23 protein-coding genes and 4 pseudogenes are annotated in these 26727 nt (G+C 68.5%); 11 read left to right on the top strand and 16 right to left on the bottom strand.

Annotation, left to right across the window (positions count from 1 at the left end):
* Positions 1-656 precede the first annotated feature (656 nt).
* A complete protein-coding gene (locus OG972_RS00380; protein WP_266990196.1) occupies positions 657-1202 on the bottom strand; it encodes a PP2C family protein-serine/threonine phosphatase in 546 nt (181 codons plus the stop codon).
* An 8-nt stretch (positions 1203-1210) separates the two neighbouring features.
* Between OG972_RS00380 and OG972_RS00385 the strand changes: the two are divergent.
* Positions 1211-2695 (top strand): annotated as a pseudogene (locus OG972_RS00385) (RHS repeat-associated core domain-containing protein); the annotation flags it as partial.
* A gap of 89 nt (positions 2696-2784) precedes the next feature.
* Positions 2785-3291, top strand: coding sequence for a hypothetical protein (locus OG972_RS00390; protein WP_266977700.1), 507 nt, complete (start codon positions 2785-2787; stop codon positions 3289-3291).
* On the opposite strand, the gene OG972_RS00395 is transcribed toward OG972_RS00390, so the two are convergent.
* The 5 genes from OG972_RS00395 to OG972_RS00415 form a co-directional block, all read right to left on the bottom strand.
* The gene (locus OG972_RS00395) at positions 3288-4502 is read right to left on the bottom strand and encodes an IS3 family transposase (RefSeq protein WP_323135830.1); all 1215 of its coding nucleotides are present in this window, start codon (positions 4500-4502) and stop codon (positions 3288-3290) included. The two genes, OG972_RS00390 and OG972_RS00395, sit on opposite strands and share 4 nt — an antisense overlap.
* Entirely contained in the window at positions 4490-4780 is a 291-nt protein-coding gene (locus tag OG972_RS00400) for a transposase (protein ID WP_266977701.1), read from the bottom strand. Before OG972_RS00400 ends, OG972_RS00395 begins: the two co-directional genes overlap by 13 nt.
* Positions 4781-4860: 80 nt before the next feature.
* On the bottom strand, positions 4861-5769 hold the full coding sequence (locus OG972_RS00405) for a haloalkane dehalogenase (RefSeq protein WP_266990199.1): 909 nt from the start codon (positions 5767-5769) through the stop codon (positions 4861-4863).
* The gene (locus OG972_RS00410; RefSeq protein ID WP_266977702.1) at positions 5766-6170 is read right to left on the bottom strand and encodes a pyridoxamine 5'-phosphate oxidase family protein; all 405 of its coding nucleotides are present in this window, start codon (positions 6168-6170) and stop codon (positions 5766-5768) included. Before OG972_RS00410 ends, OG972_RS00405 begins: the two co-directional genes overlap by 4 nt.
* Positions 6167-6859 carry an NAD(P)-dependent oxidoreductase gene (locus tag OG972_RS00415; RefSeq protein ID WP_266977703.1) on the bottom strand — a complete coding sequence of 231 codons (693 nt, stop codon included), beginning with the start codon at positions 6857-6859 and terminating at the stop codon, positions 6167-6169. Before OG972_RS00415 ends, OG972_RS00410 begins: the two co-directional genes overlap by 4 nt.
* Positions 6860-6935: 76 nt before the next feature.
* Here OG972_RS00415 and OG972_RS00420 point away from each other — a divergent pair, with 76 nt between their 5' ends.
* From OG972_RS00420 to OG972_RS00430, 3 genes are all read left to right on the top strand, one after another.
* Positions 6936-7592: a TetR/AcrR family transcriptional regulator gene (locus OG972_RS00420; protein WP_266977704.1), complete on the top strand. Its 657-nt coding sequence runs from the start codon at positions 6936-6938 to the stop codon at positions 7590-7592.
* A 228-nt stretch (positions 7593-7820) separates the two neighbouring features.
* Entirely contained in the window at positions 7821-8441 is a 621-nt protein-coding gene (locus OG972_RS00425; protein ID WP_266977705.1) for a hypothetical protein, read from the top strand.
* Between the two features lie 112 nt (positions 8442-8553).
* Complete coding sequence (locus OG972_RS00430; protein WP_266977706.1) at positions 8554-9444, top strand: TIGR03620 family F420-dependent LLM class oxidoreductase; 891 nt, start codon at positions 8554-8556, stop codon at positions 9442-9444.
* A gap of 306 nt (positions 9445-9750) precedes the next feature.
* Here OG972_RS00430 and OG972_RS00435 read toward each other — a convergent pair.
* Both OG972_RS00435 and OG972_RS00440 read right to left on the bottom strand, forming a co-directional pair.
* Positions 9751-10347 (bottom strand): annotated as a pseudogene (locus tag OG972_RS00435) (IS6 family transposase); the annotation flags it as partial.
* A 103-nt stretch (positions 10348-10450) separates the two neighbouring features.
* Positions 10451-11647, bottom strand: a complete 1197-nt coding sequence (locus tag OG972_RS00440; RefSeq protein ID WP_266977707.1) for an RNA-guided endonuclease TnpB family protein — start codon at positions 11645-11647, stop codon at positions 10451-10453.
* 277 nt (positions 11648-11924) lie between these two features.
* Here OG972_RS00440 and OG972_RS00445 point away from each other — a divergent pair, with 277 nt between their 5' ends.
* Together OG972_RS00445 and OG972_RS00450 are read left to right on the top strand one after the other, a co-directional pair.
* The gene (locus OG972_RS00445; protein ID WP_266977708.1) at positions 11925-12344 is read left to right on the top strand and encodes a hypothetical protein; all 420 of its coding nucleotides are present in this window, start codon (positions 11925-11927) and stop codon (positions 12342-12344) included.
* A gap of 213 nt (positions 12345-12557) precedes the next feature.
* A complete protein-coding gene (locus OG972_RS00450; RefSeq protein ID WP_266990200.1) occupies positions 12558-12986 on the top strand; it encodes a DDE-type integrase/transposase/recombinase in 429 nt (142 codons plus the stop codon).
* A 73-nt stretch (positions 12987-13059) separates the two neighbouring features.
* Here OG972_RS00450 and OG972_RS00455 read toward each other — a convergent pair.
* Both OG972_RS00455 and OG972_RS00460 read right to left on the bottom strand, forming a co-directional pair.
* Positions 13060-13365, bottom strand: a pseudogene (locus OG972_RS00455) (recombinase family protein); the annotation flags it as partial.
* Positions 13366-13594: 229 nt separating this feature from the next.
* The gene (locus tag OG972_RS00460) at positions 13595-14041 is read right to left on the bottom strand and encodes a DUF1772 domain-containing protein (RefSeq protein ID WP_266977709.1); all 447 of its coding nucleotides are present in this window, start codon (positions 14039-14041) and stop codon (positions 13595-13597) included.
* Positions 14042-14114: 73 nt separating this feature from the next.
* On the opposite strand from OG972_RS00460, the gene OG972_RS00465 reads away from it, so the two are divergent.
* Positions 14115-14708: a TetR/AcrR family transcriptional regulator gene (locus OG972_RS00465; protein WP_266977710.1), complete on the top strand. Its 594-nt coding sequence runs from the start codon at positions 14115-14117 to the stop codon at positions 14706-14708.
* 148 nt (positions 14709-14856) lie between these two features.
* Here OG972_RS00465 and OG972_RS49505 read toward each other — a convergent pair.
* Positions 14857-16242, bottom strand: a pseudogene (locus tag OG972_RS49505) (Tn3 family transposase); the annotation flags it as partial.
* A gap of 321 nt (positions 16243-16563) precedes the next feature.
* Between OG972_RS49505 and OG972_RS00485 the strand changes: the two are divergent.
* Entirely contained in the window at positions 16564-17331 is a 768-nt protein-coding gene (locus tag OG972_RS00485) for an SDR family NAD(P)-dependent oxidoreductase (protein ID WP_266977714.1), read from the top strand.
* Between the two features lie 188 nt (positions 17332-17519).
* On the opposite strand, the gene OG972_RS00490 is transcribed toward OG972_RS00485, so the two are convergent.
* A complete protein-coding gene (locus OG972_RS00490; protein ID WP_266977715.1) occupies positions 17520-18716 on the bottom strand; it encodes an RNA-guided endonuclease TnpB family protein in 1197 nt (398 codons plus the stop codon).
* A 151-nt stretch (positions 18717-18867) separates the two neighbouring features.
* Here OG972_RS00490 and OG972_RS00495 point away from each other — a divergent pair, with 151 nt between their 5' ends.
* Positions 18868-20325, top strand: coding sequence for an NAD(P)/FAD-dependent oxidoreductase (locus OG972_RS00495; protein ID WP_266977716.1), 1458 nt, complete (start codon positions 18868-18870; stop codon positions 20323-20325).
* 177 nt (positions 20326-20502) lie between these two features.
* On the opposite strand, the gene OG972_RS00500 is transcribed toward OG972_RS00495, so the two are convergent.
* The gene (locus tag OG972_RS00500) at positions 20503-21849 is read right to left on the bottom strand and encodes an endonuclease domain-containing protein (RefSeq protein WP_266977717.1); all 1347 of its coding nucleotides are present in this window, start codon (positions 21847-21849) and stop codon (positions 20503-20505) included.
* Between the two features lie 40 nt (positions 21850-21889).
* Between OG972_RS00500 and OG972_RS00505 the strand changes: the two genes are divergently transcribed.
* Positions 21890-22600 carry an SMI1/KNR4 family protein gene (locus tag OG972_RS00505; protein ID WP_266977718.1) on the top strand — a complete coding sequence of 237 codons (711 nt, stop codon included), beginning with the start codon at positions 21890-21892 and terminating at the stop codon, positions 22598-22600.
* A 129-nt stretch (positions 22601-22729) separates the two neighbouring features.
* On the opposite strand, the gene OG972_RS00510 is transcribed toward OG972_RS00505, so the two are convergent.
* The 3 genes from OG972_RS00510 to OG972_RS00520 all read right to left on the bottom strand — a co-directional run bounded on the left by OG972_RS00510 (position 22730) and on the right by OG972_RS00520 (position 26621).
* A complete protein-coding gene (locus OG972_RS00510; protein WP_266977719.1) occupies positions 22730-23983 on the bottom strand; it encodes a hypothetical protein in 1254 nt (417 codons plus the stop codon).
* A gap of 143 nt (positions 23984-24126) precedes the next feature.
* Complete coding sequence (locus OG972_RS00515) at positions 24127-25083, bottom strand: C40 family peptidase (protein WP_266977720.1); 957 nt, start codon at positions 25081-25083, stop codon at positions 24127-24129.
* 986 nt (positions 25084-26069) lie between these two features.
* On the bottom strand, positions 26070-26621 hold the full coding sequence (locus OG972_RS00520; protein ID WP_266977721.1) for a 2'-5' RNA ligase family protein: 552 nt from the start codon (positions 26619-26621) through the stop codon (positions 26070-26072).
* Positions 26622-26727: the final 106 nt, after the last annotated feature.

Here is a 26727-nt window from a genome sequence, read left to right on the forward strand (position 1 = left end):
GTGACGACCGCGTCCGGCCCCGCTCGACGAAGCCGGGTGACTCCCCCGCTCGTGAACATCGGCTACTCGCGTGAGCGTGCGACTCCCAATCTCATGTCGAAACGACGTCGCTACTCCCGTACATAGCCACTCGCTCTGCCGCCCGGACAGGGTTGACCATCACGTGCCGCCAGCACCCTCACTCCCTGACGCCATGCTCGGCAGTGGAAGCCGCCCCCGTGACCGTCCAGATTGCCATGCCCCACAGACAGAGCGCAGAGACGAGACCCACTACGAGGCGAACGGACTTGTCCGGGCCGATCGTGAGCCACACGGCCATGCTCGGACCGCAATCAACAGCGCCGCCGACACCCGCAGCCGGGGCTGCCCGAACACCGCTGCGAGCGGGAGGAAGTGGCGACGAGCTTTCAGCGGTCGAAGGACTCACCCGGCTCAGATCATCCCGAAGCTCAGCAACCTCTGATCCACAGGTATTGACGATTGCTCGGCATCTGCATACGGGGTCTTCCAAACTGAGGCTCTGGGTGGCTGGGGCCGGATGGTCCTTCCGCGGCCGGCGTCGCTGAGTCATCGAGAACACGCCGCCCAGCGAATGAGCGCGAGCAGTGGTCTTGCAGTGGGGTCTGTACAGAAGGTGTGTGAGGACGCGGGCGCCGTCAGGTGCGTCGGATGACCAGCACGGCCACGTCGTCGAGGTGGTCCACCGCGGCTGCGGCGTCGAGGATGCGGTCGGCGGTCTCCTCGGCGTTCAGTCCCCCGTGGAGGGCCACGCCGGCCAGCGTTCCGGCTCGCTCCAGTCCGGCTTCCAACGTGAGGCCCGGTCCTTCGACCACGCCGTCGGTGACCATGACCAGCGCACTGCCCTCGTCCAGGGCGAAGGTCTCCTCGCGGTACTCGGTGCCGGGCACGACTCCCAGGACCGGCCCGCCAGGCAGCTCGCGGATGCTGTGGCTGCCGTCCCCGCGCGCGCACAGCACCGGCACATGGCCCGCGCTGGTGCCGGTGACCCGTCCGTCGTGCGGATCAATATGCAGGACGGTGCAGCTGGCGAATCGCGCGGGGTCCATCGTGACGAGCAGCTCGTTGGTGCGCGTCAGCACGGTTGCGGGATCCGGTTCCTGGGCGGCGATCGCGCGCATGGACAAGCGCACCTGTCCCATGAAGGCAGCGGCGTCCACATCGTGCCCCTGAACGTCGCCGATCTCCCGCCGAGCCGCGCGGTCTGGCCACGAAGACGACCGACTCCGTCGCCGGCGTCTTCCAGGCCACCTACGACGCCGACGGCCAGGTCAAGACCGAGAAGCTGCCCGGCGGCTACACCCTCACCGTCACCAAGGAGACCACCGGCAGCACGCTGCAGCGGACCTACACCCGCGACAGCGACGGCACGGTCGTCTACTCCGACACGGTCACCGAGTCCATCCACGGCCAGGTCACCTCGCACGACGGCTGGTCCGACCAGACCTACGGATACGACGCGATCGGCCGCCTGGTCACCGTTAAGGACACCGCGGACACCGTTTGCGAGCGTCGCAACTACACCTTCGACGTGCGCACCAACCGCAAGTCCCGCACCAACACGGCAGCGGCCCCTGGCCTCGACTGCACCGCCACGGGAGGCACCACCACCAGCCACACCTACGACAGCGCCGACCGGCTCGTCGACACCGGCTACACCTACGACGCGCTCGGCCGCACCACGGCCCTGCCCGGTAGCACCATCGGCTACTACGCCAACGACCTGGCGTACCAGCAGGTCTCCGGCGGGAAGCGCCAGACCTGGCAGCTCGACGCCGACCTGCGCTTCCGCTCCTGGAAGGTCGAGACCGGCAGCGGCAGCACCTGGACCCAGACGGAGTCCAAGCTCAACCACTACGCGAGCGACGGTGACAGCCCCCGCTGGATCGTCGAGGACACCGCCGCCGGCGTCCTCACCCGCAATGTCGCCTCGGCGAGCGGCGACCTCGCCGCGACCACCAGCAAGACCGGCGACACCGTCCTGCACCTCACCACCATCCACGGCGACGTCGCCCTCCAGCTCCCGCTGGACACCAGCAAGGCGCCGGTCGCCCTGGACAGCGACGAGTACGGCAACCCCCGTGCAGGCCAGGCAGCCACCCGCTACAACTGGCTCGGTGCCAAGCAGCGCTCCACCGAGACCCTCACCGGCCTCACCCTCATGGGCGCCCGCCTCTACAACCCGAACACCGGACGCTTCCTCTCCATCGACCCGGTATACGGCGGCGGAGACAACCGGTACGGCTACCCCGGCGACCCCGTCAACCAGTTCGACCTCGACGGCAAGAGCTGGTGGAGCAAGGTAAAGCGAGCCGCCAAGAAGGTCGGACGTGTCGCCTGGAAGTACAAGTGGGACATCGCCCTCACCGCCGCCGGATTCATCCCCGGCGTCGGCGCCGTCGCATGGGGAGTACGCGCCTACCGCGCCTACCGCGTGGTGCGGGCGGCACGCACGGCACGCCACGCCGCACGGGCCTACCGCGGCGCACGCCATGCAGCACGCGGCAACAGCTACCGCAGGGCGGCGGGCTGCGCGATCGGCTGGGGTGGTGGCGGTGCCATGTTCGGTCTGTGGCACAAGCCGTCCAACTCCAACTACCAGCGAGGTCTGTCCGTATTCAGCGCCGGCATAGGCGTGGGGCTCTACGCTCGGCACGGCCGGTGCGGACCTAGGTAACTCCGCCCCTCCCAGGAAACTGTGGGCGCCGTCAGCCCGACGGCGCCCACAGGGCCCAACTCTTCCCCACCCACGAGAGGTCCATACCGATGCCCAAGGGGCCCCGCTGCAGGACAGCCAATCGTCTGGCTGTCTCGGCCACTGTTCTCTGGATCCTGTACGCCCTGACTGCAGGCAGAGCCGTCGCGACGGGAACGAACAGCTTGGCTGGACTCCTCGGCGAAATCCCGCTCCTGGGCTGGATTCTCACCCTCACCTACGCACTGTTCGTACCCTTCGCCACACGCCGTGGTGGCTTCACCTTGATCCGCGAGGGAGAAGACATCCGGCCAAGCGGCTGGGTCTCAAGGGCACTGTCGCTGGTGATCATTCTTGCCACTCAGCTGGCGGTCGTCCTCCTCACCGGAGTACTGCTGGGAGAGCGAACCTGGAATGAGCGCCTCTCTTCCTTTGCCGACTTCCTTTCCTCGCCTCTCTTCATCATTCCGGCGGCGGCGACATTGGTGTACTGCGTCTTCTCGCCTCTCGTGTGGCCGTCAACATATGCGCTTCGCATTAACAGGGGGCAAAGCAAGAGGACTCGGTCACACAGTTAGCCGGCACACGCAGCACCGTCTCCTGCACCATGGCCACGGCTTCCGGAATCGGCACCTGACGCTTCGCGCGCGGACGGCGCGAGGGGGAGGCATGGACTGTTGGACGATCGACAGAGGCTCTCGATGCGCGAAGCGCGTTGTCGACGTGGCACGCGCTGTCCGGCGCCTTGAGGTTCCTGAGTGTCAATCCCCCCGTTTCGTGGAGACCTTACTGTGCAGCCAGTGCGCAACCCGCCAGGCAATCCGGACGACAACCAGATTGTCAATCCCCTTGGATCGTGGAGTCCTTCCCATGCAGCCAACCCCACGGTGAGGCCGGCCCAGTACTCGCGTTCGCAGTCGATCGGAATCTTGAAGTCGCACACGCTGTGTAGTCGGAGGGTGTTGTAGAAGCCGGTGATCCAGGTGGCGATTCTGATCCTGGCCTCGGCGCGGGTGCGGAACGTGTGCCGGTGGACGTACTCGACCTTGAGGACGCTGTTGAACGCCTCGCTGACGGCGCTGTCGAAGCACGGCCCCGCTCGCCCCATAGACCTCGTGATTCCCAGCCTGCGGCAGGCGCGGGTGAACTTTCGCGAGCCGTACTCCGACCCGCGATCCGAATGGAAGATCACGCCGCGGACGTCGCCGCCTCGGGTGGCCGCGGCCATGTGCAGTGCCGCGATGACCAGGCCGGCGTCGTGACGCTCGCCCATCGCGTATCCGAGCAGGCGCCGGGAGAACAGGTCGATGACCGTGGCGAGGTAGAGCTTGCCCTCCTCGGTGACGATCTCCGTCATGCCGCCGCACCGGACGAGATCGGGCGCCTCGGCGGTGAAGTCCCGCTTCACGAAGTCCGGCGCGGCCGCCCGCTTCCCCGGCCGGGTCAGACCTCGCCGACGCCTCACCACCCTTGCCACCAGGCCGAGTTCGGCCATCAGCTTGGCGACGGTGTTCACCGAGACACGCCAACCCCGTCGGATCAGCAGGACGAAGATCTTCGGAGATCCGTAGGTGCCACCGGACTCGCTGAAGATCTCCGTGATCTCGTCGGCCAGCCGCTGCCTGCGCAGCTCACGAGCGGTGGGCCGCCTCTCACGCCACTTGCAGAACCACGGCTCGCTCACGCCCAGGGCGCGGCACGAGACGGTGTGCGGGATGCCGTGCTCGGTCCTGTTGCCGCTGATCACCCCGGCCACAGCGGCCGGGTCCGCCACGGCTACTTCACCCACAGGACCATGCAGCGTTTGAGGACATCACGCTCCATCCCCAGTTCCTTGTTCTCCCTCTTCGACGCCGCGTTCTCCGCCGTCAGCCGCGCGATCAACGCGTCCCTGTCCTCGACGGTCGCCCTCCCGGCCCGCTTCGCCCGCGAGACCCAGCTCGCCAGCGTCGTCTCATTTATCCCCAGGTCCTCCGCGACCTCGGGGACCGACTTCCCGGTCTCCGTCACGATGCGTACCGCCCCCTCACGAAACTCCGCCGTGAACACTCGACGCTTCTCCGCCATGACAACCAACACCCCCTGCTGTCACGGACTCCACGCTACGAGGGGAACCTCACGGTCGGCACCGCCGTGATCGAGGACGCCTACTGGCGTGCCAGCCCGTGGCGGTCGGCCCAGGCGTTGATCGCCGCGGCCAGCTCCTCGGGGCGGTCCTCCGGGGAGTGGTGGCCGGCCAGGCCGTGGGGGGAGACCTCCAGGCCCGCGATGTTCTCCTCGCACCAGGCCACGGTCCCCTGGTCGGTCATCGCGCCCGGTCCCGGCTCGAACGCGGCGAGCAGTTTGGGGACTTCGGGGCTGGCGGCCAGCCAGGCGTCGTACTGCTCGATGCGGGCCACGACGTCGGCGGGCTCGGCGTCCAGCGGCATCATGCGCGTCCATGCCAGTACCGGGCGGCGGCTGTGCGGGGTCGGGAAGGGGCGGCGATAGACCTCCAGGTCGGCAGGGTCGAGCGGGGTGGCGAGTGTGTCCGGGAGCCCCTCGATGAACAACGACTTCTCAAGGATCATCTCCTCGCCCACCCCGGGGGTGCGTAGAAGGGTGAACAACTTCCGCCCGGCTACCGGAAATTCGTCGTCGACCAGCGGCTTGATGATGGTCTCGGTGAAGGCGAGGCCGCGGACGGTGCCCGGAAGGCGGGCGGCGCGGTCGAAGGCGAGCGCGCCGCCCCAGTCGTGGCCGACGAGGACGGCCTCGGTAAGGCCGAGGGCGTCGAACCACGCGTCGAGGTAGCGGGCGTGGTCGTCGAAGGAGTAGGCGAGGTCGGGCTTGCCGGAGTCGCCCATGCCGATGAGGTCGGGGGCCAGAAGGCGGCGGCCGGGCGCGGCCACCCCCGGCAGGACGTTCCGCCACAGGTGGGAGGAGGTGGGGTTGCCGTGGAGGAAGACGAAGGGCAGCCCGTCGGGGTCGCCGGACTCGCGGTAGTAGAGGGCGGAGTCGAGGACGGGGAGGGTGGGCATGGCGGTGTCACTTCGCTTTCGATACGGGGGATTCAGAGGTTGAGGCTCAGGACGCGGTCGACGGCGATCTCGACGACGACCAGGTCCAGCGGGGCGGGCGGGTCCGCGCGGTAGCGGACGGTGTAGCGGCGGACCGCCTCGGCCAGGCGCGCGGGGGCATCGGTGACGGCGGCCCGGCCTTCGAGTGTGATCCAGCGGAAGCCGTCCGCCTGACAGAGCGCGACACGGGCCGCCGGGCCGCCCGCCTCCACGTTCCGGGCCTTGCGGGCCCCCATCCGGGTGGTCACCCGGACCAGGCCGGTGGCCGCGTCGAAGGTGAAGCGGACGGGGGTGACGTGCGGGGTGCCGTCGGGGCGGAGGGTGGTGAGGGTGGCCGTGTGCGGGAGGGTGAGGAACGCTCGTGCGGCGACCGGGAGTTGGAAGGTCGGGCGGCTCACTTCTTCTTCACGCCCTCGTCCCAGATCAGCTTGGCGATGTTCGGCTTCACAGCCGTGGTGATGACGCCCATGGCCGTACGGACATACCGCCGCTCCGCCAATTCGCGCAGCATGCTCGCGGCGAGGTCGGCACGGGCGGTGAAGACGCCGTCGGCGCTGGTCTCGGCGGTGTGGTAGTCCGTGACGACGGGGTGCTCGAAGAGGCCCGAGGGCCGGACGAAGGTCCAGTCGAGGCCCGTCTGACGGATCACGGCCTCCATGCGGCGCATGTCCTCGTGGAGGGTGCGGCCGAGACGTCGGTTCACCAGAGGGTCGAGCACATGATTGAAGAAGTGCGCGCCGGTAGGGCGCCAGTTCGGGTCGGCGATGCTGGAGCTGACGGCGAGCAGCCGCTTGATGCCGTGGCGGGCCATGGCCCCGGTGATGACGGTGGCGCTCGCCGAGTACGTGGTGATGGTCTCCTTGCTGAAGCGCGCGCCCAGCGCGGAGAGCACGGCGTCCGTCCCGCCGATCGCGGCATCGACAGCCGCCGGGTCGGTGGCGTCGGCGACGGCCACGGCAAGGCCGGGCCGCGCGGGCAGGGAGCCGGGTCTGCGGGTCACGGCGACGACCTCGTGGCCGGCGGCCAAGGCCTGGTCGGTGAGGCGGCGGCCGGTCGGTCCGTTGGCACCGAAGACTGCGATACGCATGATGTCGGGTCATCCCTTCGTATGGTTCCCGGAACGCCCTTGACTGTGCTGCTCACCAAACGCAGGCTCAACGCTGATGAATAACGCCGCCCCTGCCCCCACCCGCACCCGAGGCCGCCCCCGCGGCAACCCGCCGACCCGCGAGTCGATCGTCTCGGCGGCCCGTTCGCTGTTCCTGGAGCACGGCTACCGGAGCACCACCCTGCGCGCGGTGGCCGGGGCCGCCGGGGTCGACCCGGCGCTGATCGCGTACCACTTCGGCTCGAAGAAGGGCCTGTTCGCGGACGTGATGCAGTTCCAGTGCGCCAATGCGCTGGCGGTGGACGACGTCCTCGGCGGCGACCCGGCCACCCTCCCCGACCGCCTGATCGACGCGGTGACCGACCTGTGGGAGGACGCCGACTTCCAGCAGCTCACCGCCCAGGGCGACGAGGCCGCCGAGGTGATCCGCGAATACCTGGAACGCGAGCTGCTGGCCCGGCTTGTTGAATTTCTCGGCGGCCGGGACGCGACCGCCCGCGCCACGGCCGTGGTGACGATCCTCGGCGGCCTCATCTACACCCGCTACCTCAACCCCCTCCCCACCCCCGCCGCCCTCACTCCGTCCGAGATCCGTCACAGCCTCACCCCGGCGCTGCGCGCGGCACTGGCCCCGAGGCCGCGCGCGGCGGCGCCCACCAGAGCCGACCGTCAGGGCTCGCCGGCCTCGGGCGGAGGCGCCGTTCGGCCCTGACCACCTCAGCGCCTCCAGTGCGGCGTAGCCCGAAGACCGGGGCATCTTCCGGGAATCCCGGTGAACCCCAGCGGTGCCCGCGCCCGGTGTGCTGACCGGCCAGGATCAATCGCACCGGGATTTCCTGCACCTCAACCACTCACGCCCGGGGTGCGGGTGCCAGCATGACCGGCACCCGCCCCCGGGCGGCACCCCATCCGCACAATCCTGAACGCCGAATGGAGCAGCATGTCCTACGACGGGGCGTTCCTGTGGGGCCCGGCGAACTTCACCGGACGGCCGCCTGCCCGGCTGGTGGTGGAGGGCGTCGTCGTGGGCGTCGTGACGGCCGGTCTGGTCGCGGGTGCCGCGGTGACGGGTGTGCTGACCGGTTCCGACACGGTGGGCTCGGTGGTCGGAGCCGTCGTGGCCCTGGCCTCCGCCGGGTATCTCTTCTCGACGAACGCGGGACGAGTCCTGGTCGGTGCGGTCGCCCTGCTCGGCGGGGCCCTCGCCTGGTGGATACCGGGCCAGACCGCGCAGGCCGTCCTGGCGGCGCGCGGCGAGAGCCGTACGGTGGTGGTGACCGAAGTCCACGTCCACCGCTACGAAGGACGGAACTACGTCAAGAACTCGTGCTCGGTACGTCTCCCTGACGGCACCCCGGTCCCGACCGAAGCCGGGCGCAGCTGCGGCGCCGACGCCCGCCCGGGCCAGCACATCACGATGGTCTTCGACCCGGAGGACGCCGTCCCCCCGACCGACCGCATCCTTCCCGCCTCCGCCGCAGCAGCCCTCGCGGGGCCGGCGGCGGCGAGTTTGGCGCTCGCGGCACTGTGCTGCGTCGCGGTGATCCGGTCCCAGCCGTGAGAGGGGAGCGAAGCACGCGAGGCAACAGGGCTACACGCGCGATTGCTGTACCCGTACGGATGAGTCCCCGCCCAGCCGGGAATAGCGGGCACGGGTCGCTGTTGATCACACCATGACTTCTGAGACGCGCGAGGCATTCGGACGGGTCGGCATCTGGAGCAGTGCCCTGCACGGGGCGCGGGCGGACGACGCGGGCAAGGGGGCGATCGCGGAGGCGGCCGCCGAGCTCGAAGAGCTGGGGTACGGCACTCTCTGGATCGGGGGCAGTCCCTCGCCCGACGACGCCGCGGCTGTCGTCGCCGCCACCCGCACAGTCACCGTGGCCACCGGCATCCTGAGCATCTGGGACCACACCGCCGAGGAGGTGGCGGCGCGGATCGCGGCGATCGACACGAGCACGCGCGGGCGATTCGTCCTCGGCCTGGGCGTCAGCCATGGCCCGATGGTGCCGCAGTACGCGAAGCCGTACAGCGCAATGGTCGCCTACCTCGACGCACTCGACGCCGCCACCCCGCCCGTGCATTCCGGACGTCGGGTCCTGGCGGCGCTCGGCCCGAAGATGCTGAAGCTCGCGACCGGCCGGGCACTGGGCGCACACCCCTATCTCGTCACCACCGAGCACACCGTGGAGGCACGCGAGGCGCTCGGCCCCGACGCGCTGCTCGCCCCGGAGCTGTCGGTAGTACTCGACACCGACCTCGACCGGGCCCGCACCACTGCGCGGAACATGCTGGGGATGTACCTCCGACTGCCCAACTACACCGACAACCTGCTGCGCCTGGGGTTCGCGGAGAGCGACTTCGAGGGCGGCGGCAGCGTCCGTCTCCTCGACGCCCTCTTCGCCCTGGGCGACGCCGAGCGCGTGAGGGCCCGGACGCGGGAGTACCTCGACGCCGGCGCCGACCACGTCGCGCTCCAGGTACTCACCGCTGACGAGGGCGGCGCCGGCCTGCCGCGGGCCGAATGGCGTGAGCTGGCCGGGGCCTTCGCCGATGAACTGTAGAGGGCCTGCGGTCCTGCCTCGCCGCCGCCGATACCTGGTGCTGGACCAGCCCTGGCCCTCCATGCTGCGTGGCATCTGAAGCGACGAGGAGCGCTACTTACTGGGAGGGCGCTGTCACGTTGTTGGGTGTGTACGTGCCTGACGGGGCGTCGGGGCATGGTGGGCCCCCGGTCCGGGCCCGTGTTCAGGCCGTGGTGGGCCGGCCGACAGCGCCGGTGATCTCGTCCCAGATGGCGAAGCGGTGGCGGATTTCGGCTCGGTAGTCGTGTGCGGTCATCAGGTGGCGGCGGGGTCGGAAGTGGGCGAGATCCCGCTGAACGCGGACAGGAACCGTTGGGCCCCACCTACGGAGCGGAAGCCCTTCATCGCCCGTTCACGCTGCCAGGTTGGCTGGTGGCTGTTCTCCGCCCGGTTGTTCAGACCCTTGTGCGAGCGGTGCTCCACCGAGGGCATGACCTCACGGTGAGCCGCGCCGTAGGAGCGCAACTTGTCGGTGACGACCGCCCGGGGCATTGTGCGGGTCGTCTTCAGCAGTCTGCGGAAAAACCACCGGGCCGCGGCAGTGTCCCGGCGGTTCTGCACGAGGATGTCCAGGACATCGCCATCCTGATCCACGGCCCGCCACAGGTACTTCCGCTCACCGTTGACCTTGATGAAGACCTCGCCCAGATGCCACTTGTCGCCGGGCCGGGGCTGCCGGCGGCGCAGCGCGCTGGCGTAGCACTGCCCGAACTTGGCACACCAGCGGCGGACCGTCTCATGCGAGACGACGACACCGCGCTCGAGCATCAGCTCCTCCACCTCACGGAAGGACAGCGGAAACCGGAAGTACAGCCACACACAGTGGGAGATCACCTCGACCGGGTACCGATGGCCCTTGTACGACGGCGACACGTCCCCCACGGACAACCCTCTCCAGCATGATCAACCCGAAGATCATCCCACTCAGCCAGCCAACGTGACAGCGCCCCCTTTTGACGCTCTCCCTCCTGAAGGAGGGAGATTCTTACGGCTCGCGCCGTGAGACTTCCTGTTTCATCGCCGACTGCCCGCCCGGAGTTCTCCGTTGAGGTCTTACACCGGCTCCACAGGCCGACACCGCCCGTCCGGCGGCCAGCAGGTTGCGTGCGGCGTTCACGTCCCGGTCGTGGGTCGTGCCGCAGGCGCACGTCCAGGTGCGGACGTGCAGCGGCATCTTGTCCTGCAAGGTGCCGCAGACGGAGCACAGCTTGGACGAGGGGAAGAAGCGGTCGACCGCGATCACTTCCCGCCCGTGCCACTGGGCTTTGTACTCCAGCAGGCTGCGGAACTCGGCCCATGCCGCGTCGCTGATGGCGCGGGCCACGCTCCGGTTCCTGACCATGTTTCGCACGGTCAGGTCCTCGATCACGATCGTTTGGTTTTCACGAACGAGCCGAGTGGTCAGCTTGTGCAGGCCGTCACGGCGCCGGTCGGCGATCCGGGCGTGGATCTTCGCGACCTTCAGCCGGGCCTTCCTGCGGTTGGCGCCGTCACCCCTGGCCTTGCGCGCAAGGGTGCGTTGGGCCTTCGCGAGCCGGGCACGGTCCGTGCGCTCATGCCTCGGGTTGGCGATCTTCTCACCGGTGGAGAGCGTCAGGAGGTGGTTCAGACCGACATCGACACCGACCGCCGCATCCGTGGCGGGGAGCGGCTTGACGGTGGGGTCGTCGCACAGCATGGAGACGAACCAGCGACCGGCGCTGTCCTGGGAGACCGTCACAGTGGACGGCTTCGCCCCCTTTGGGAGCGGGCGCGACCACACGATGGCCAGCGGCTCGGCCATCTTCGCCAGAGTCAGCCTGCGCTCCCGGAAGCGGAAACCGCTGGTGGTGTACTCGGCGGACTTGCGGGACTTCTTGCGGGACTTGAAGCGCGGGTACTTGGCCCGCTTGCTGAAGAAGTTGGTGAACGCGCTCTGCAAGTGCCGCAGCGTCTGCTGCAACGGCACCGACGACACGTCGTTGAGGAAGGCCAGTTCCTCAGTTTTCTTCCACGCCGTCAGCAGGGCCGAGGTCTGGCTGTAGTTGACCCGCTGCTGCCGCGTCCACGCCTCCGTGCGGGCCGCAAGCGCCAGGTTGTAGACCTTCCGCACGCATCCGAACGTGCGCGACAGCTCAGCTGCCTGCGCATCCGTCGGATAGAAGCGGTACTTGAACGCCCGCTTCACGTGGTTCGTGGTCACGCTCACAAATTAATGCGACCGCATGTAAAGATCAAACCTGCGGGTCAGAGCACTGTGATCCGCCCTGGCGGCGAATCGCAGCCCTTGCCCTGCTCCGCAGGAGTCCGTTTCCTCTCCGCCCCGAAGGGCGGAGTATCCACGGAGGAATCAGATGAACTCACGCCACCGGCGTCGACCCAAAATAGGGGCTTCTCGCCGATCGCAAACCTGATCGACCAGAGCCGACTTCTCAGGGAGGATCCCATCAGCACTCACCTATGACGCTGAGGAGACCCCTGTGATCACGCAAGGAGTACTGGTCACAGGCCGGTGTAGTGCCTGCGGAGGCACGACGACCTGCGATGTCGGTCAGTTCTTCGACCGCGGCATGCTTCGGTGGGGCACCGAGGGGCGCTGCGCGGATTGCTTGAATGCGTGGTGCGAGGAAGACGACGGTCCCGTTACGCCCGAGAACATTCGACAGGCTCTGCTGCAAGCTCACGGGCCGGCGCGGCTTCGTCTGTCTGCAGACGCGCCGAACCTCGTTCCCGTGCTGCAGGCCCTCCGCGACGCACAGGAACTATCCCTGGGCGAAGCACGAGCGCAGGCCACGCAACTCGCCGAGACCGGTCTCATCGGCACGCTCGTCGAGATGGAGATCCTAGCCATTCACCTTCGGAGACGCGCCGTCTCGGTGACCGTCGAATCAGCTGAGTAGCCCCGTCCTGGCAGCATCCTGCGCGGCTTGACACCGGTCGCGCCGGTCTTGGGATTGCCCGTGCTGCCCTTTATCCCCTGGTCCTCGCCGCGAGCCGAGCCCGGAGGCGGTGTGTTCTGGAAGACGCCGGAGATCGTCGCGTGGGCGAAAGGCCGGGCGTTCACCTACATCCCCACCGACGAGGGCCGGCTGTATCTGGCGACCTGACTGGACCTGGCCACCCGCGAGATCGTCGGCTACTCGATGGCCGATCACCACCGCGCCTCCCTGGTTGTCGACGCGCTGACGATGGCCGCCGGACGTGGCCGACTCCAGCCCAGCTGCATCGCACATTCCGATCGCGGATCGGAGTACACCTCTGACGAACTCCGCCGAGAAATACGCAGGTTGGGACTGCGGCAGAGCATGGACCGAACCGGCTCGTGCTATGACAATGCCGCCGCCGAGAGCTTCTTCGCACTGCTCAAAGAGGAGATCGGCACCCGCCACTGGCCCGACCGGACCACTGCCCGCGCGGAGATCCTCACCTTCATCGAGACCTTCTACAACCGCAGACGACTGCGGAAGCATCCGGCCTGGGGATACCTCACCCCGCTGGAAATCCGACAGCGACACGAGCAAGAACACGCCCTCGCAGCGTAAGCAACGAGTGTCCAGCATCACGGGGAAAGTTCAGGTCTCCGGGTGTGAGTAGTTGAGGTACAGGAAATCCCGGTGAGAACGCGCCGTCGTGGATGCGCGGGGCGACCTGGTCGTGGTGAAGGACCTCGAGCACGTCGAGGATGTGCCTGGTGCCGCGTGCGAGGCGGAACATCTCGGAGATGTGCACGACGTCGCCCGGCCGCGCGTAGGTGAGCAGTTCGCCGAACTTTGGGCGATCCAGCGGATGAAGGCGGCTGGAGGTGCCGGCCTCCTCCTCGAACGTCACCGGGTCCTCGATCCCGGCCTCGGCGAGGACGAGGTTCTGACGGTCGGTCGACTGCTGGTCGGTCGACACCCGCTTGTAGACCAGATTGGCCATGCCGCTCCCCGTTCTGGTGGTCGCATTCGACCTAGCTGTCAGCAAACCCTGTCATCGGCCGCCATCGGATCTGATTGGATCTGCGCCGCCAACAGGCCCCGAAAAGTCCGGGTTCATTGGACGCGTGCCCTCCCTGTCGTCAAACGATCGTTCGGGCGCTTCCCCAGAGCGGTGAGTGTCGAGCAGGGACTGCACGATGGCACCACCTGCGCGGTCTCGGCCCGCGGGCTCAGGCGAGGGCGGCGGCCAGCAGGGCGAAGGCGGCGATGATGACGGCGACGCGGACGTAGTGGAAGCGGTCCCAGCGGTTCATCTGCTCCTTCCAGTCCTCGGGCCGGTTCTCGGGGGTCCACGTCTTGCCCCGGTTGTTGATCGGGACGAGCAGCAGGAGCGACATGATCACGCTCAAGATCAGCAGCGCGGCGGCAATGACGACGAGGCCGGCGCCGTGGTGATGCCATCCGGCGATGGCCCAGACCGCGCTCAGGACGAGCGAGCCGATGTACCAGAACGGCATCACGGCGCCGAGCATCCGGCCCCCGTGGGCGCGGCCGAGTTGGCCACTGTCGCCGGGGAGTCCGTTGAGGATCGGGTTGATGACGAAGGCGACGGAGAACTCCACCCCCACCATCAGGCCGACGACCACGGTGGTGAAGACCTCGAGTGCGTTGAGCATGATGACCCTCCCGGATCTAGTGTTGCTAGCTGACGAGGCAACGCTAGTTCTACTGCCGCTCGATTGTCTAGTGGTGCTAGGATCGAACCATGTCGGTACAGGACGCAAGCAGCGCGAACGGGCGGACCGCGAGCGCCTCATCGTGGCGACGGCCCGCGAACTCGCCGAGCAGCAGGGCTGGGACGCGGTCACCACCCGCCGGCTCGCCGAGCGCATCGAATACAGCCAGCCCGTCCTCTACAGCCATTTCCGCGGCAAGCGCGAGATCATCGGCGCCGTCGCCCTCGAGGGCGCCGCCGAGATGGCCGCGGCGCTGCGGGCCGCGACCTCCGCCGCGGACGGCCCTCGCACCCGGGTCACCGCCCTCGCCCGCACCTACCTCGACTTCGCCGAGCGCAACCCGGCGGTCTACGACGCCATGTTCCAGCTCGACGGCGGCCTGGCGTTCGCGAACGAGGACACCCCGGAGCCGCTGAAGGACGCCTTCGCCGCCCTGCTGGAAAGCCTCGGCGAGGTCGCCGGGGACGGCGTCCACCCGGCACTGTTCACCGAGGTGTTCTGGGCGGCCCTGCACGGGCTGGCCACCCTGACCAGGGCGGGACGGCTGCCGCCGGAGGACACCGAGCGGAGGGTGGAGCTGCTGGTGGACCGGCTCGCCGTGGTCTGACACACCGTCCCGGCGGGCGGCCGACACGGGTGCTCGGCTCCTCCCCCAGGTCACTCACCTCACGTACCGGATCACATCGTCCTAGGCTGCCCCTGGAGTCAGGACGGTGATCCCGGGTTCTCGCTCAGCTCTTGCCGGTCGTCTCGGTTCATTCGGCCTCGGTCTCGTCCTCGTCGAGACCGCCCGCACGCGGGTCGCGCAGTGGGCGCAGGCCGCCGTCGATCGGGGTGGAGGCGCGGAAGCTGTATCGGCCGAGCACGTTGAGGTTCGCGTGCTTGAGCGGGGAGACATGGGCGACGTCCTCGTCCAGGACGTCGTGCTCGCGCTCGTCGGCGGGCAGCGCCCGCAACTCCTCGACGGCGGCGTCCAGATAGCGGGTCGTCCAGAGCACGGCGGCATTCAGCACCAGACCGAGAGCGCCGAGCTGGTCCTCCTGCCCCTCCCGGTACGCCTGCATGATCTGCCCGCGCTTGCCGTGGCAGATGTCCCGGGCGAGCTTGTGACGGGACTCCTGCACGGTGAGCTGCCGGTTCACCTGCCGGCGGTAAGTGTCGTCCACCGGGTCGACCACGCGCACCGCAGCCCGTCCACCGAGGCGAGCAGGCCCTCACCCCAGTGCTGGACGATCGGCACCCGTCCCTGGGCCTCGATCAGGGCCGCGTTCGCCGCGGCGATGGTGCCGGCGCGTAGGTAGTACTGATCAACGTGCACCAGTCGGCCCCGGCTCAGCGCCTCGTCCTCGGGGTCGATAACCGGGGTCAGGCCGATGTTGCATGCCTCCGAGGCCACAAGTAGCGCCACCAGGGAGATCTTCAGGTTCTCCATGCGGGTGCGGCCGTCCCCGAGGTGCACGAACGCATCCAGGAACCCGGTCCAGGCATCGACCTCGAACAACAGGTCCGGCAGGTCGGTCTTCGGCAGCATCGCCGCGGTCGTCTTGCGCAGCCAACGCAGCGACTTGCTCTCGCCGACGGCGCCGAGCCGGTCCACGTTCAGCTTCAGCCGGCCGTTGGGCTGGACCTCGAAGCTCAGCTTCGCGTCCTGCCCGGCCTCATCCAGCCCGCTCGGCCATCAGCTGCCAGGACGCATCCAGCGCCCGCGCTCGGCCCGCGAGGTGTTCCTCGACCGGCTCGTCCAGGCTGAGCCCGTGCAGGACGTTCTCGGCGACGGCCTCCCACTGCTTGCCGTCCAGCAGCCTGGCCCGCGGATCTGACCAGCGGTTCGAGGGGGAGGCGAACACGTCTCGCAGGTTCAGCGCCCGGTACAGCTGCTCCAGCACGCACACCACGTACGCGTCCCGGTCCACCGCGCCTTCTGGCAGCTCGGGATTGGAGTACACCGCCTGCCGCCACACCGGCGGCACCAGCTTGCCGTCGATCTCGCGTGGCAGCAGCGGCTTGACCTTCACCTTCCGCCGCGCGATCTCGGGCAGCCGCTTCACCGCCTCCGGGACGCGCTTGCCGCCGGAGGCCGCCCCCAGCGCGGGCGACTCCCCCAGCAGGGACAGGAACGGGCGGACGGTGTTGTTGCTCAAGCCCCGACGAGGAGTACGAGTGGACGGCCCGGCGACCGTGCCGTCCCTCCCGTCCGAAGCCACGGTTCGCCTCCCGTCCGCGTGACCGCCTTCGGGTCGTCAGTCTGTCCAGGCCGCCGTCCGTGGGCCATACGAGCCGTCAAATGCCGCCGTTCGATGGATACGGCGGTCGGGTCCGATGTGGCTGTCTTCCGGCTGGGACACCTTCCTTGTGGCGGTACCGGGGGGATACGCCTCTGCCCGAAGAGGAACCCGGTGTCGTGCGGGTTCCGAACTACTTGCCAGTCATTCACCTGTGTGGTTGCAGGAAGGACCCTCGACGTGTCTGGTCCCATCGTCCTCATCACGGGCGCGCTCACCGGTATCGGCCGTGCCACCGCCGTCGCTTACGCACGTCAAGGCGCGAACCTTGTGGTCTCCGGCCGCCACGAGGACGTGGGCGAGCAGTTTGCCGGGGAGCTGGCCGGCCTCGGCGCCCCGGCGGAGTTCGTGCGTGCCGACGTCCGTTTCGACGCCGATGTGAAGGACCTCGTCAACCGTGCGGTCGCGCGGTTCGGGCGGATCGATGTCGCTGTCAACAACGCCGGCACCGAGGGAACACCCGGCCCTGTCACCGAGGTGACCGACGAGAGTTACCAGGCCACCTTCGATACCAACGTCAAGGGAACGCTGCTGTGCCTGAAGCACGAGTTCCGGGTCATGAGGGAACAGGGCGGCGGCAGCATCGTCAACGTCAGCTCCACCTTTGGCGTGATGGGTTATCCCGGGGCGGCCTTGTACGTCGGGAGCAAGCACGCCGTCGTCGGCATCACCAAGGCGGCCGCACTCGAAGGCGCCGCTCACGGTATCCGGGTCAATGCGGTCGCGCCCGGCTACACCCGGACCGCTATGTACGAGCGGTTCACCGGCGACGACACGGCGCGTGACGCGGTCGATTCGGTGCTGCCCATGCACCGGGCAGGCACCCCGGAGGAGATCGCCGAGGCCGTCCAGTTCCTGGGTTCGGACAAGGCGAGCTACGTCACCGGGCACATCTTCCTGGTCGACGGCGGTCTCATGGCGGGCGGGCCCCTGTTCCCGAGCTCGTGAACCCGAGGCCGGTCACGGCGTGCGTGCGGCCATAAGGGGCACGGATGGCCGCTGTTGGTGACTCCTACGGCCAAGGTATGACGGCCGTGCGCGCACCGCGCGGTTACATGAGTCGGGGATGCGGCCCCGTCAGCCCCGATCACGCGCGAGGAAGCATTGACGCTCTCCCTCCTGAAGGAGGGAGATTCTTACGGCTCGCGCCGTGAGACTTCCTGTTTCATCGCCGACTGCCCGCCCGGAGTTCTCCGTTGAGGTCTTACACCGGCTCCACAGGCCGACACCGCCCGTCCGGCGGCCAGCAGGTTGCGTGCGGCGTTCACGTCCCGGTCGTGGGTCGTGCCGCAGGCGCACGTCCAGGTGCGGACGTGCAGCGGCATCTTGTCCTGCAAGGTGCCGCAGACGGAGCACAGCTTGGAGGAGGGGAAGAAGCGGTCGACCGCGATCACTTCCCGCCCGTGCCACTGGGCTTTGTACTCCAGCAGGCTGCGGAACTCGGCCCATGCCGCGTCGCTGATGGCGCGGGCCACGCTCCGGTTCCTGACCATGTTTCGCACGGTCAGGTCCTCGATCACGATCGTTTGGTTCTCACGAACGAGCCGAGTGGTCAGCTTGTGCAGGCCGTCACGGCGCCGGTCGGCGATCCGGGCGTGGATCTTCGCGACCTTCAGCCGGGCCTTCCTGCGGTTGGCGCCGTCACCCCTGGCCTTGCGCGCAAGGGTGCGTTGGGCCTTCGCGAGCCGGGCACGGTCCGTGCGCTCATGCCTCGGGTTAGCGATCTTCTCACCGGTGGAGAGCGTCAGGAGGTGGTTCAGACCGACATCGACACCGACCGCCGCATCCGTGGCGGGGAGCGGCTTGACGGTGGGGTCGTCGCACAGCATGGAGACGAACCAGCGACCGGCGCTGTCCTGGGAGACCGTCACAGTGGACGGCTTCGCCCCCTTTGGGAGCGGGCGCGACCACACGATGGCCAGCGGCTCGGCCATCTTCGCCAGAGTCAGCCTGCGCTCCCGGAAGCGGAAACCGCTGGTGGTGTACTCGGCGGACTTGCGGGACTTCTTGCGGGACTTGAAGCGCGGGTACTTGGCCCGCTTGCTGAAGAAGTTGGTGAACGCGCTCTGCAAGTGCCGCAGCGTCTGCTGCAACGGCACCGACGACACGTCGTTGAGGAAGGCCAGTTCCTCAGTTTTCTTCCACGCCGTCAGCAGGGCCGAGGTCTGGCTGTAGTTGACCCGCTCCTGCCGCGTCCACGCCTCCGTGCGGGCCGCAAGCGCCAGGTTGTAGACCTTCCGCACGCATCCGAACGTGCGCGACAGCTCAGCTGCCTGCGCATCCGTCGGATAGAAGCGGTACTTGAACGCCCGCTTCACGTGGTTCGTGGTCACGCTCACAAATTAATGCGACCGCATGTAAAGATCAAACCTGCGGGTCAGAGCACTGTGATCCGCCCTGGCGGCGAATCGCAGCCCTTGCCCTGCTCCGCAGGAGTCCGTTTCCTCTCCGCCCCGAAGGGCGGAGTATCCACGGAGGAATCAGATGAGCGATGTACGCGAGAACCAGGAGAGCAGCGCCTACGACGTGGTCGTGCTGGGCGCCGGGCCGGTCGGCCAGAACGTCGCCGACCGCGCCCGCGCCGCCGGCCTCACCGTGGCCGTCGTGGAGCGTGAACTGGTCGGCGGCGAGTGCTCCTACTGGGCCTGCGTCCCCAGCAAGGCCCTGCTGCGGCCGGTCATCGCGGTCGCCGACGCCCGCCGGGTGGACGGCGCCCGGCAGGCCGTCACCGGCCAGCTCGACACCGAACGGGTCTTCGCCCGCCGCGACCGCTACGTCACCGACTGGGACGACACCGGACAGGCCGAGGCGGTCAAGTCCAGCGGCGCCGACCTCTTCCGCGGCCACGGCCGGATCGACGGCCCCCGCCGCGTCACGGTCACCAGGGACGACGGCGCACGCCTCACCCTCACCGCACGCCACGCGGTGGCCATCGCTACCGGCAGCAGGCCGGCGCTGCCCGACATCCCCGGCATCCAGGAGGCCCGGCCCTGGACGAACCGGCACGGCACCGATTCCAGCACCGTGCCCGGCCGGCTCGTCATCGTCGGGGGCGGCGGAGTCGGCGTCGAGATGGCCACCCTCTGGCAGGGTCTCGGCTCCCAGGTCACCCTGCTCGCCCGCCGCCGCCTGATCCCGCGCATGGAACCCTTCGCGGGCGAGCTCGTCGCACGCAGTCTCACTGAGGCGGGCGCGGACGTGCGGATCGGCACCCAGGTGACCGCCGTGCGCCGCCCAGACCCCACCGGGCCCGTCACTCTCACCCTCGACGACGGCAGCGACCTGCAGGCCGACGAGGTCATGTTCGCCACCGGCCGCACCCCCGGCACCGACGACATCGGCCTGGACACGGTCGGCCTCACCCCAGGCACGTGGCTGGAGGCGGACACCACCTGCCTGGCCCGCGGGGTCGACGGCGCATGGCTGTACGCCGTCGGCGACGTCAACCACCGGACTCTGCTCACCCACCAGGGCAAGTACCAAGGGCGGACCGCCGGCGACGCCATCGCCGCCCGCGCCGCAGACCTCCCCGTGGACGACGGCCCGTGGGGAGACCACGCCACCACCGCCGACCAGCACGCCGTGCCCCAGGTCTTCTTCACCGACCCCGAGGCGGCCGCCGTGGGCCTGACCGCCGAGCAGGCGGCCCAGGCCGGCCGCCGCATCAAGACCGTCGACCTCGACTTCAACGCTGCCCAGGGCGCCAACCTCTACGCCGACAACTACCGTGGCCACGCGCGGATGGTGGTCGACCTAGACCGGGAAGTCCTGCTCGGGGTGACCTTCGTTGGCCCCGGAGTCAGCGAGCTGCTGCACTCGGCGACCGTCGCGGTCGCCGGCGAGGTCCCGCTCAAGCGGCTCAGGCACGCGGTCGCCTGCTTCCCGACCGTCAGCGAGATCTGGCTCTTCCTCCTCGCCGCCTACCACCGCGACCGCACCTGAGATCCGCCTCTCGACGCTGGATTCCGTCTGGTTTGGCAATGGGGCGGAAGGTTCCCAACCGCGCGGAGCTTCCACACATTTCAGGCTGTGCACGTTGCCGATGAATACGGCAAATTAGGCAAAATACCCATCGTGAATCAACATCAAACGCCCACTTGGAAGGCGCCCGCTGTTTGCTCAGAACAGCGCCAGGCCCTCACTGCTGGTGTCCGCGATGACTGGCCGGAACCGGGTGGGGAGGCCGTCCAGGCGGTCGGGTCCGGCCTCAGCCGCCACGGCAGGGGCGGTCTCGGCCAGCCAGGTGCCAAACCTCTCGGCGGCTTCGCGGTAGGGGACTTGCGCCAGGACACGGTGCTCGCCGGAGGGACACAAGTCGACGGCGACAGTGAGCAGGCAGGAACCGGGCGCATTGTGACTGCCGGTCCAGGACACGCGCAGCGCGCCGCAGGGTTTGCGTGCGCGGGAGCCGCGGGGGTCGCGGTGGGTCGGGCGCAGTGACCGGCAGGCTATGTGGGCGGTCCATGCAGCGAGGTGTGGCAGTGGGAGGGTGGTGCGGGTGCGGCAGCCGGGGCAGCGGTGCCAGTGGTGGAGCCAGTCGGCCGCGTGGGTGTGGAAGAGGCGTGTGTAGTGGTTGGCCACGCGGATGTCGTTGCTGTACAGGTGGTCGGGGCGTTCTTGTGTGTTGCAGGAGTGGCAGACGGGGGCGCGGACGTAGCCGTGTTCGTGGCAGTGGTCGAGTACGGCGGCGGGTGCGGTGCGACAGATGGCGCAAGTCCACTCAGCCACCTTGCGGGAGGTGCCGGGTTTCCTGCTGAGTACCGAGTACAAGTGGCCTTGCAGTTCCTCGTTGTACGGGCGCAGTGGGGTGGTTGGGCAGTGGGGGCTCGTCGTCTGCCGACCGTCGGCGGCTCGGGCCTGCCGGTGGTGGGAGGGCGACTCGGTGACGGTTGCGCTTTTCTGGCGGGTCCGTGCGGCTTGCAGCCACTGCGTTTCGGTGTGCTCGGCCGCATCCAGCAGTCTGACCACGGCGCGCGGCAGCCACCATGTCCGCGCCGTGTGGCCGCGGGATTGTTCCACGAGTATCCGCCGCCAGTCGATTCCCGCCAGATGGTGCGGCCGGCCGCCTTCAGGCTGTGCTGCCCGCTCGGGGTCGCCCAACTCCTGCAGTTCCCGGGTGATGCGCTGGCGCCATCGCAGCGGCGTCTTCTCGTTCTGCTTCTGCGCGCTACGGAACGGACCGATGCGGACCAGGTCCTGACGGTCCATCTCAACCGCGTTCAGTTCCGCTGCCGCCCGGCGCACCTCAATCTCCGGAACACTCCACTGGCCGCCGCTTGCCTTCACCGTCGCCACCACACGGCCGCCGAGCAGGACGTACCCCGCCCTGGCATTGGCAGGAGAGCAGGTGAACGCCGCAGAAGCCGCCGGCACAGCACTGTCGGTCGTCAAGCCGGCCCACAGAGCGTCCGCGGCGCCCAGAGTGATCAGGCCGCCCCTACGGCCCGGGATGAAACGCTCTGACATACCCACAGGCTAACGGCCGGCACCGACATACTGATAGTCGGTGATCGACACGCTGCTGGAGCAGACGGCGGTGACGTACTCGGTCTCCAGGTCGGTGACGACGCCGGCCTGCCGCCGAGGACCGAGCCGGTCACACACCATCGAGGACTTCTTGACCGACTACCTGCTTGCCGTCATGGCGATGCTCGGCCCGGCCCAGAACCGCTTTGCGGACCCCGCTGCTTGGGACCGTCTCCACGCGGACCTCGGCATACAACTGCCGCCCGACTACCGGGTCCTGGTTGACGCCTACGCCCCGATCCGACTCAATAGCCACCTGTACCTCCATCATCCGGCGACTACGCGATGGAACTTGGGCCAGGAGATCCGAGAAAGCATCCAAGCATGGTCCGAGGTGCCGTGGGATGAGCTCGATCTCGACGCGGACGAGGACCCGCGCCAGCTCTTCGGACTCGACGAGTTGAGCTTCGGCACCCGCAACGGACTGTGGCCGATCGCGAGCACCGACCGAGGAGAGACAATCTTCCTCATCGCTGCCACCAGTGTCCCCAGGCTCTTGGTGAGCTACGACGAAACCTGGGCAGAGCACCGCATGAGCTTCGCCGAATGGCTCTACCGCTATCTCATCGGCGAAGACATGACCGGTCCCAACAGCGCAGCCTTCTACCCAGGCCCCGTGCAAATGCGACACCTGCCGATGTCCGCCGACGAACGCCCCGAGCCTTGGTACGGCCCAGACCGCGGCATGTGAGAAGCCAACCGCGCTGGCAGGAGCGGCGACCCAAACGAGATGACCTCTAACAAAGGCGGTCGGCCGTCGTTACCGACGGGCCACTTTGGCAGCTGGTCACCCGGTCATCACTGGCTCCTGCCAGCCGTCTCAGCTTGCGGTGAAGGTGAATGCCTGGTCGGAGGTTCCGGTGCAGGAAATCTGCACCGCCTCGGCGCCATCGGCGACCGGGGGGAGGAACCCGATGCACAGGCCGCTGTGGAGTGGCCGGATCCGGAAGCCGCCAGCGGATGCCTCCAGGCGGAACTTCTGGCTGTCGCTGTCCGCGCAGTCCCTCGGGGCGAGCAGGGCGCCGGAAGAGGCGCCGTCAACGGCGAGGCACCCGAGGCCCTTGCCTGGGTCGGGGTTGTACCACTGGATGCGGTAGGTCTGCCCGCCCAGCTTCTCGAGTGTGACGCGGGGCAGGGGGGAGTCGGCGCAGGAGTGCTGGACGGCGATCTCGCGGTCGGTGCGCCCGTTGCGTTCGCGGCCCTCGGTCAGGCACCGCGAGGGGGCAGAGGCGGGATGGATGCTGGTCAACCCTGCGGCCGGCATCTGGACGGAGACAACCGTCCGCGTGGGAGTGGGGTCGGAGCTGGGGATCGCTTCTTCCTGCTCGACCGGCGAGGCGGCAGGCTCGGCGGTGGCCGAACGGCTGACGGTGGGCGAGGAACTGGGCTGCTTCGACTCCGCATCTGTGCTGGGCGTGGTACTCGAGAAAGGGGCGCTGGTAGGCGCGCTGTCCGCGCGGTTGCCGTCGGAGCCGTTGTCGTGCGGCCAGAACGACAGCGCCAGTATTCCGGCAACGGTGAGGGCGGCGATCGCGACCTGAGGGGTGTGTCGTCGCCAGTTCGCCTGAGCGCGCGGGGGTCTGGCACTGTCGCCGGCCGGATGCGAGTTTGCTCCGTCTGCCGGGCCGGAGTCCGGTTCACCGGCGGGGCCGGTGTCCGGGGCCTGCTCCTCGTCAAAGGCTTCCTCGTCGACGGTGTCCTTGGGATCCTGCGGTGTCTCCTGGGGAGTGTCCTCGCCTGCTCGGGCGGCAGTGGTCTGCGGAGCGTCCTCGGGAACGGGCGGTGGTGTCGCGGTGTCGGATATGGACAGGCGTCGGCGGGCCTCGAGCCAGGCGGACACCGTGTCGTCGTCGCCGCCACAGGCTCGTACGTAGGCGGCCAGGAGTTCCTCACGGGGCAGTTCGTCGCGGCCGAGGGCGGCGGAGATCGTCGCGCGGGGCAGGACGTCGCCGGCGTCGGTGGCGTTGCGCTCCAGCTGCCGGTAGCTCAGGTCCGTCCAGCGGCGTAACTGCCGCATCAGTTCGATGAACTCCGCAGAGCTGTGCGCCGCTGCCGGGTCCGGCCCCCGTCCCATCACCACTCCCTTGTCTCGTGAGTACCAAGGGAGCTTAGAGGCCATTGATCTGTGCATGAGTACTGTTCTCCACCGTGTGGCCGAGTTCGAATACTCGGTGCCAGGATCTGCCTGAGGGCGTGTCATCTGCGCCGCGTGTCCGTTTACGGGTGTATGTGGCGGTAGGCGACGACTTTGCCGCGGTCGGGCAGAGGGGCGATGGTGACGGTGCTGCCGGGCCGAGGGGCGTGGATGACCTTGCCGTTGCCGATGTACAGCCCCACATGGCCGCCGCCGTAGGACAGGACGAGGTCACCGGGCACCAAGCGCGCCCGGCTCGTGGCGGTCCCGGCGTGGATCTGGCCCCAAGTGGTGCGCGGCAGCTTCACCCCAGCCGCTTGCCAGGCCCGCATCACCAGGCCGGAGCAGTCGAAGCCGCGCGGTCCGGTACCGCCCCAGATGTAGGGCTTACCCAGCTGTGCTCGGGCGTAGGTGATGACGGCGTTCGGCGCGGACTTCACCCGGGACTTCACAGCGGGCTTCTGCGTGGTCGTCGGCGGGGTGGCCGTCGACTGCCGTGCGGCGTCCGGGGAACCCGGTATGCCGGCGACGCGCAGCTGGTTGCCGGCGTAGATCAGCGTCGACGATCCCAGGCCGTTGAGCCGCTGCAGGGCCTTGATGGTCGTGCCGTGCGTGCGGGCCAGTGCCCAGAGCGTGTCACCGGGCCGCACAGTGACCTTCCTGACGCCTGCGGGCTTGGCCTCGGCGGTGCCCGGCCCGGCGGGCTTCTGGGTCGGGCCGGACGTCGGTACCTTGGGCGCGGGCTCGGGCGTGGCCGGTGATTTTGGCTGGAGGGTGACCGCCGGCCGGTCGGCCGAGGGCGCTCCCGACGGGCCGTGCACGCCCAGCAGCGCACCTCCCAGCAACGAAAGCACGAACGCCGCGACCAGACCCACCACGACCCACCGCCAATCCCCGCTCCGAGTACGGCCGTTGCCCGCACTGTGGCTGCGCGGTCTGCGGTGAGATGCCGGCGCCGACCGCGACGCCTTATGTGGCTGGTGCTCCTTCGTCTTCTCCGGCGTCTGCCGCAGGGGCTTGAGCAAGGTCTGCTGTGCCATCACAACCTCCTTCGAAGGGCCGGGATTTCGCGGCCTGGAAGGAGGCTGTTCCGCTGTGTCGGTGTCCCGCTAGATCTTCGGGCGTCCGGGACAGTCCCGGCCTGTCCACACCCCGCGGCACTTTGGTGAATGGGCTGATGAGGATCTCTGAAAAGGGCCAGTGCTGCTCTTCGTCCCCCAGGCGGTTGTTGCAGGGCTGCCTGCCCCACGGCGGTCCAGCACAGCGCAGTCTCAGGGTTCTGGCATGCCTTTCTCTGATGCTGTGAAGCGATCCCCGTCTGGGGGTAATCGCGTCGCTGCCACGACAGCGCACACGACGGCGGCGGCTCGCCACGGCTACTGGAGCCGGTCTCGTCGTGATCGCCGGCGGCACATGGCTTCTGCTGGGCACTGGGCCCAAACCGGGCGACCACGCACCGATGGCCATATGCGCCGTCGACAGCAATACCCTGCGCACCGACGTGGACGCTGAGGGCCCCTGGACGAGATCCACGACCAAGACCGCGACGGCACCAGCTCGGTGGTCTTCCAGAGAGACGATCATCGGACCACTGTCAGCGTCGACGATGCCCGCGGGTTTTGGCAGAGGCTGCGCGGCGCACCGGAGGAGGACCCGCGACCTGAGCAGTGACCGGACCAGCACCATCCGTATGAAGCACTCGACGTTCGTGCACGGGGTGCGGGCCACTGACACCGATCACGACGGCCGCGCCGAGCTCCAAGTCTTCCAGTCTGGCTCTGTTCACGGGTTGTGAAGTCAGTTGTTCACAGGTTTGGGAGGCGCCCAGATCCACGGTCGGGTGATGTTCACGAGTTTTGAAGTCACCAGGGTTCTTGCCAGGGCAGCATCGGGATGCTCCTGGTGAAAGGTCCTGGTCATGCCGCAGATGTCGAAGGTCGAGCTGTACGCGCCGAGCACGCTGCAGCCAGCTGACTGGCCCCCCTGCTGGTCCGCTGCCCCAAGGGGCAGCTGACCAGCCCAAGCCTCATGACCTGGTGCATTCTCCGAGTGTGAACGACGCCCGTTCTTGCCACTTCACGCCGTCGTGCACTATGAGTTCAACCGACGCGACGTGAGACGTGAACGGGAGCCTGCCTGCGAGGTCGGCCTCGATCTCCTCCAGGACGGCGTCTTCCTGACCTTGAGCGGTGGTCAGGTGCGGCACGATCTTGGCAAACCGGCCGCCATACGGCGGAGCCTCAGGCCAACGATCAGCGATCGCCTCCGTGAGCTGCCGCAACTGCGTGTCAGGCTCGGGGACGAGATACAGCACTTCCGGGAGCCGTCCACACCTCTCGAACCGCAGGTCAAAGGCCTGGTGGCCGCCCAGCACGTCCGCGAGAGCGGAGTAGACGAGCGCATCTATTCGGCTTTCATCGAGGAACGGGAAGAGCACGGTGACGTGGGCTGGAACCCCGGCCTGGGCTGAGGGGTCGAGCCGTTCACGCCACCCGCGGACGGCCGGCTCTGCCTCCGGGATCCGGACGATGAGCCCCGTCTGGCCCGCCTGAAACGTACTGGTGCTGTCATCTGCCATGACTTCGCATGGTGTCACCTCTGCCGCAGACAGCACGGCTCCTTTTTCGCTGAATGATCACGTCGATCTGCGAAGCAGGTCGACGAGCGGGACGACCAAGACGCTG

Origin of the sequence: Streptomyces sp. NBC_01669, from assembly GCF_026339735.1 — a bacterium.
Taxonomy (GTDB): domain Bacteria; phylum Actinomycetota; class Actinomycetes; order Streptomycetales; family Streptomycetaceae; genus Streptomyces; species Streptomyces yanii.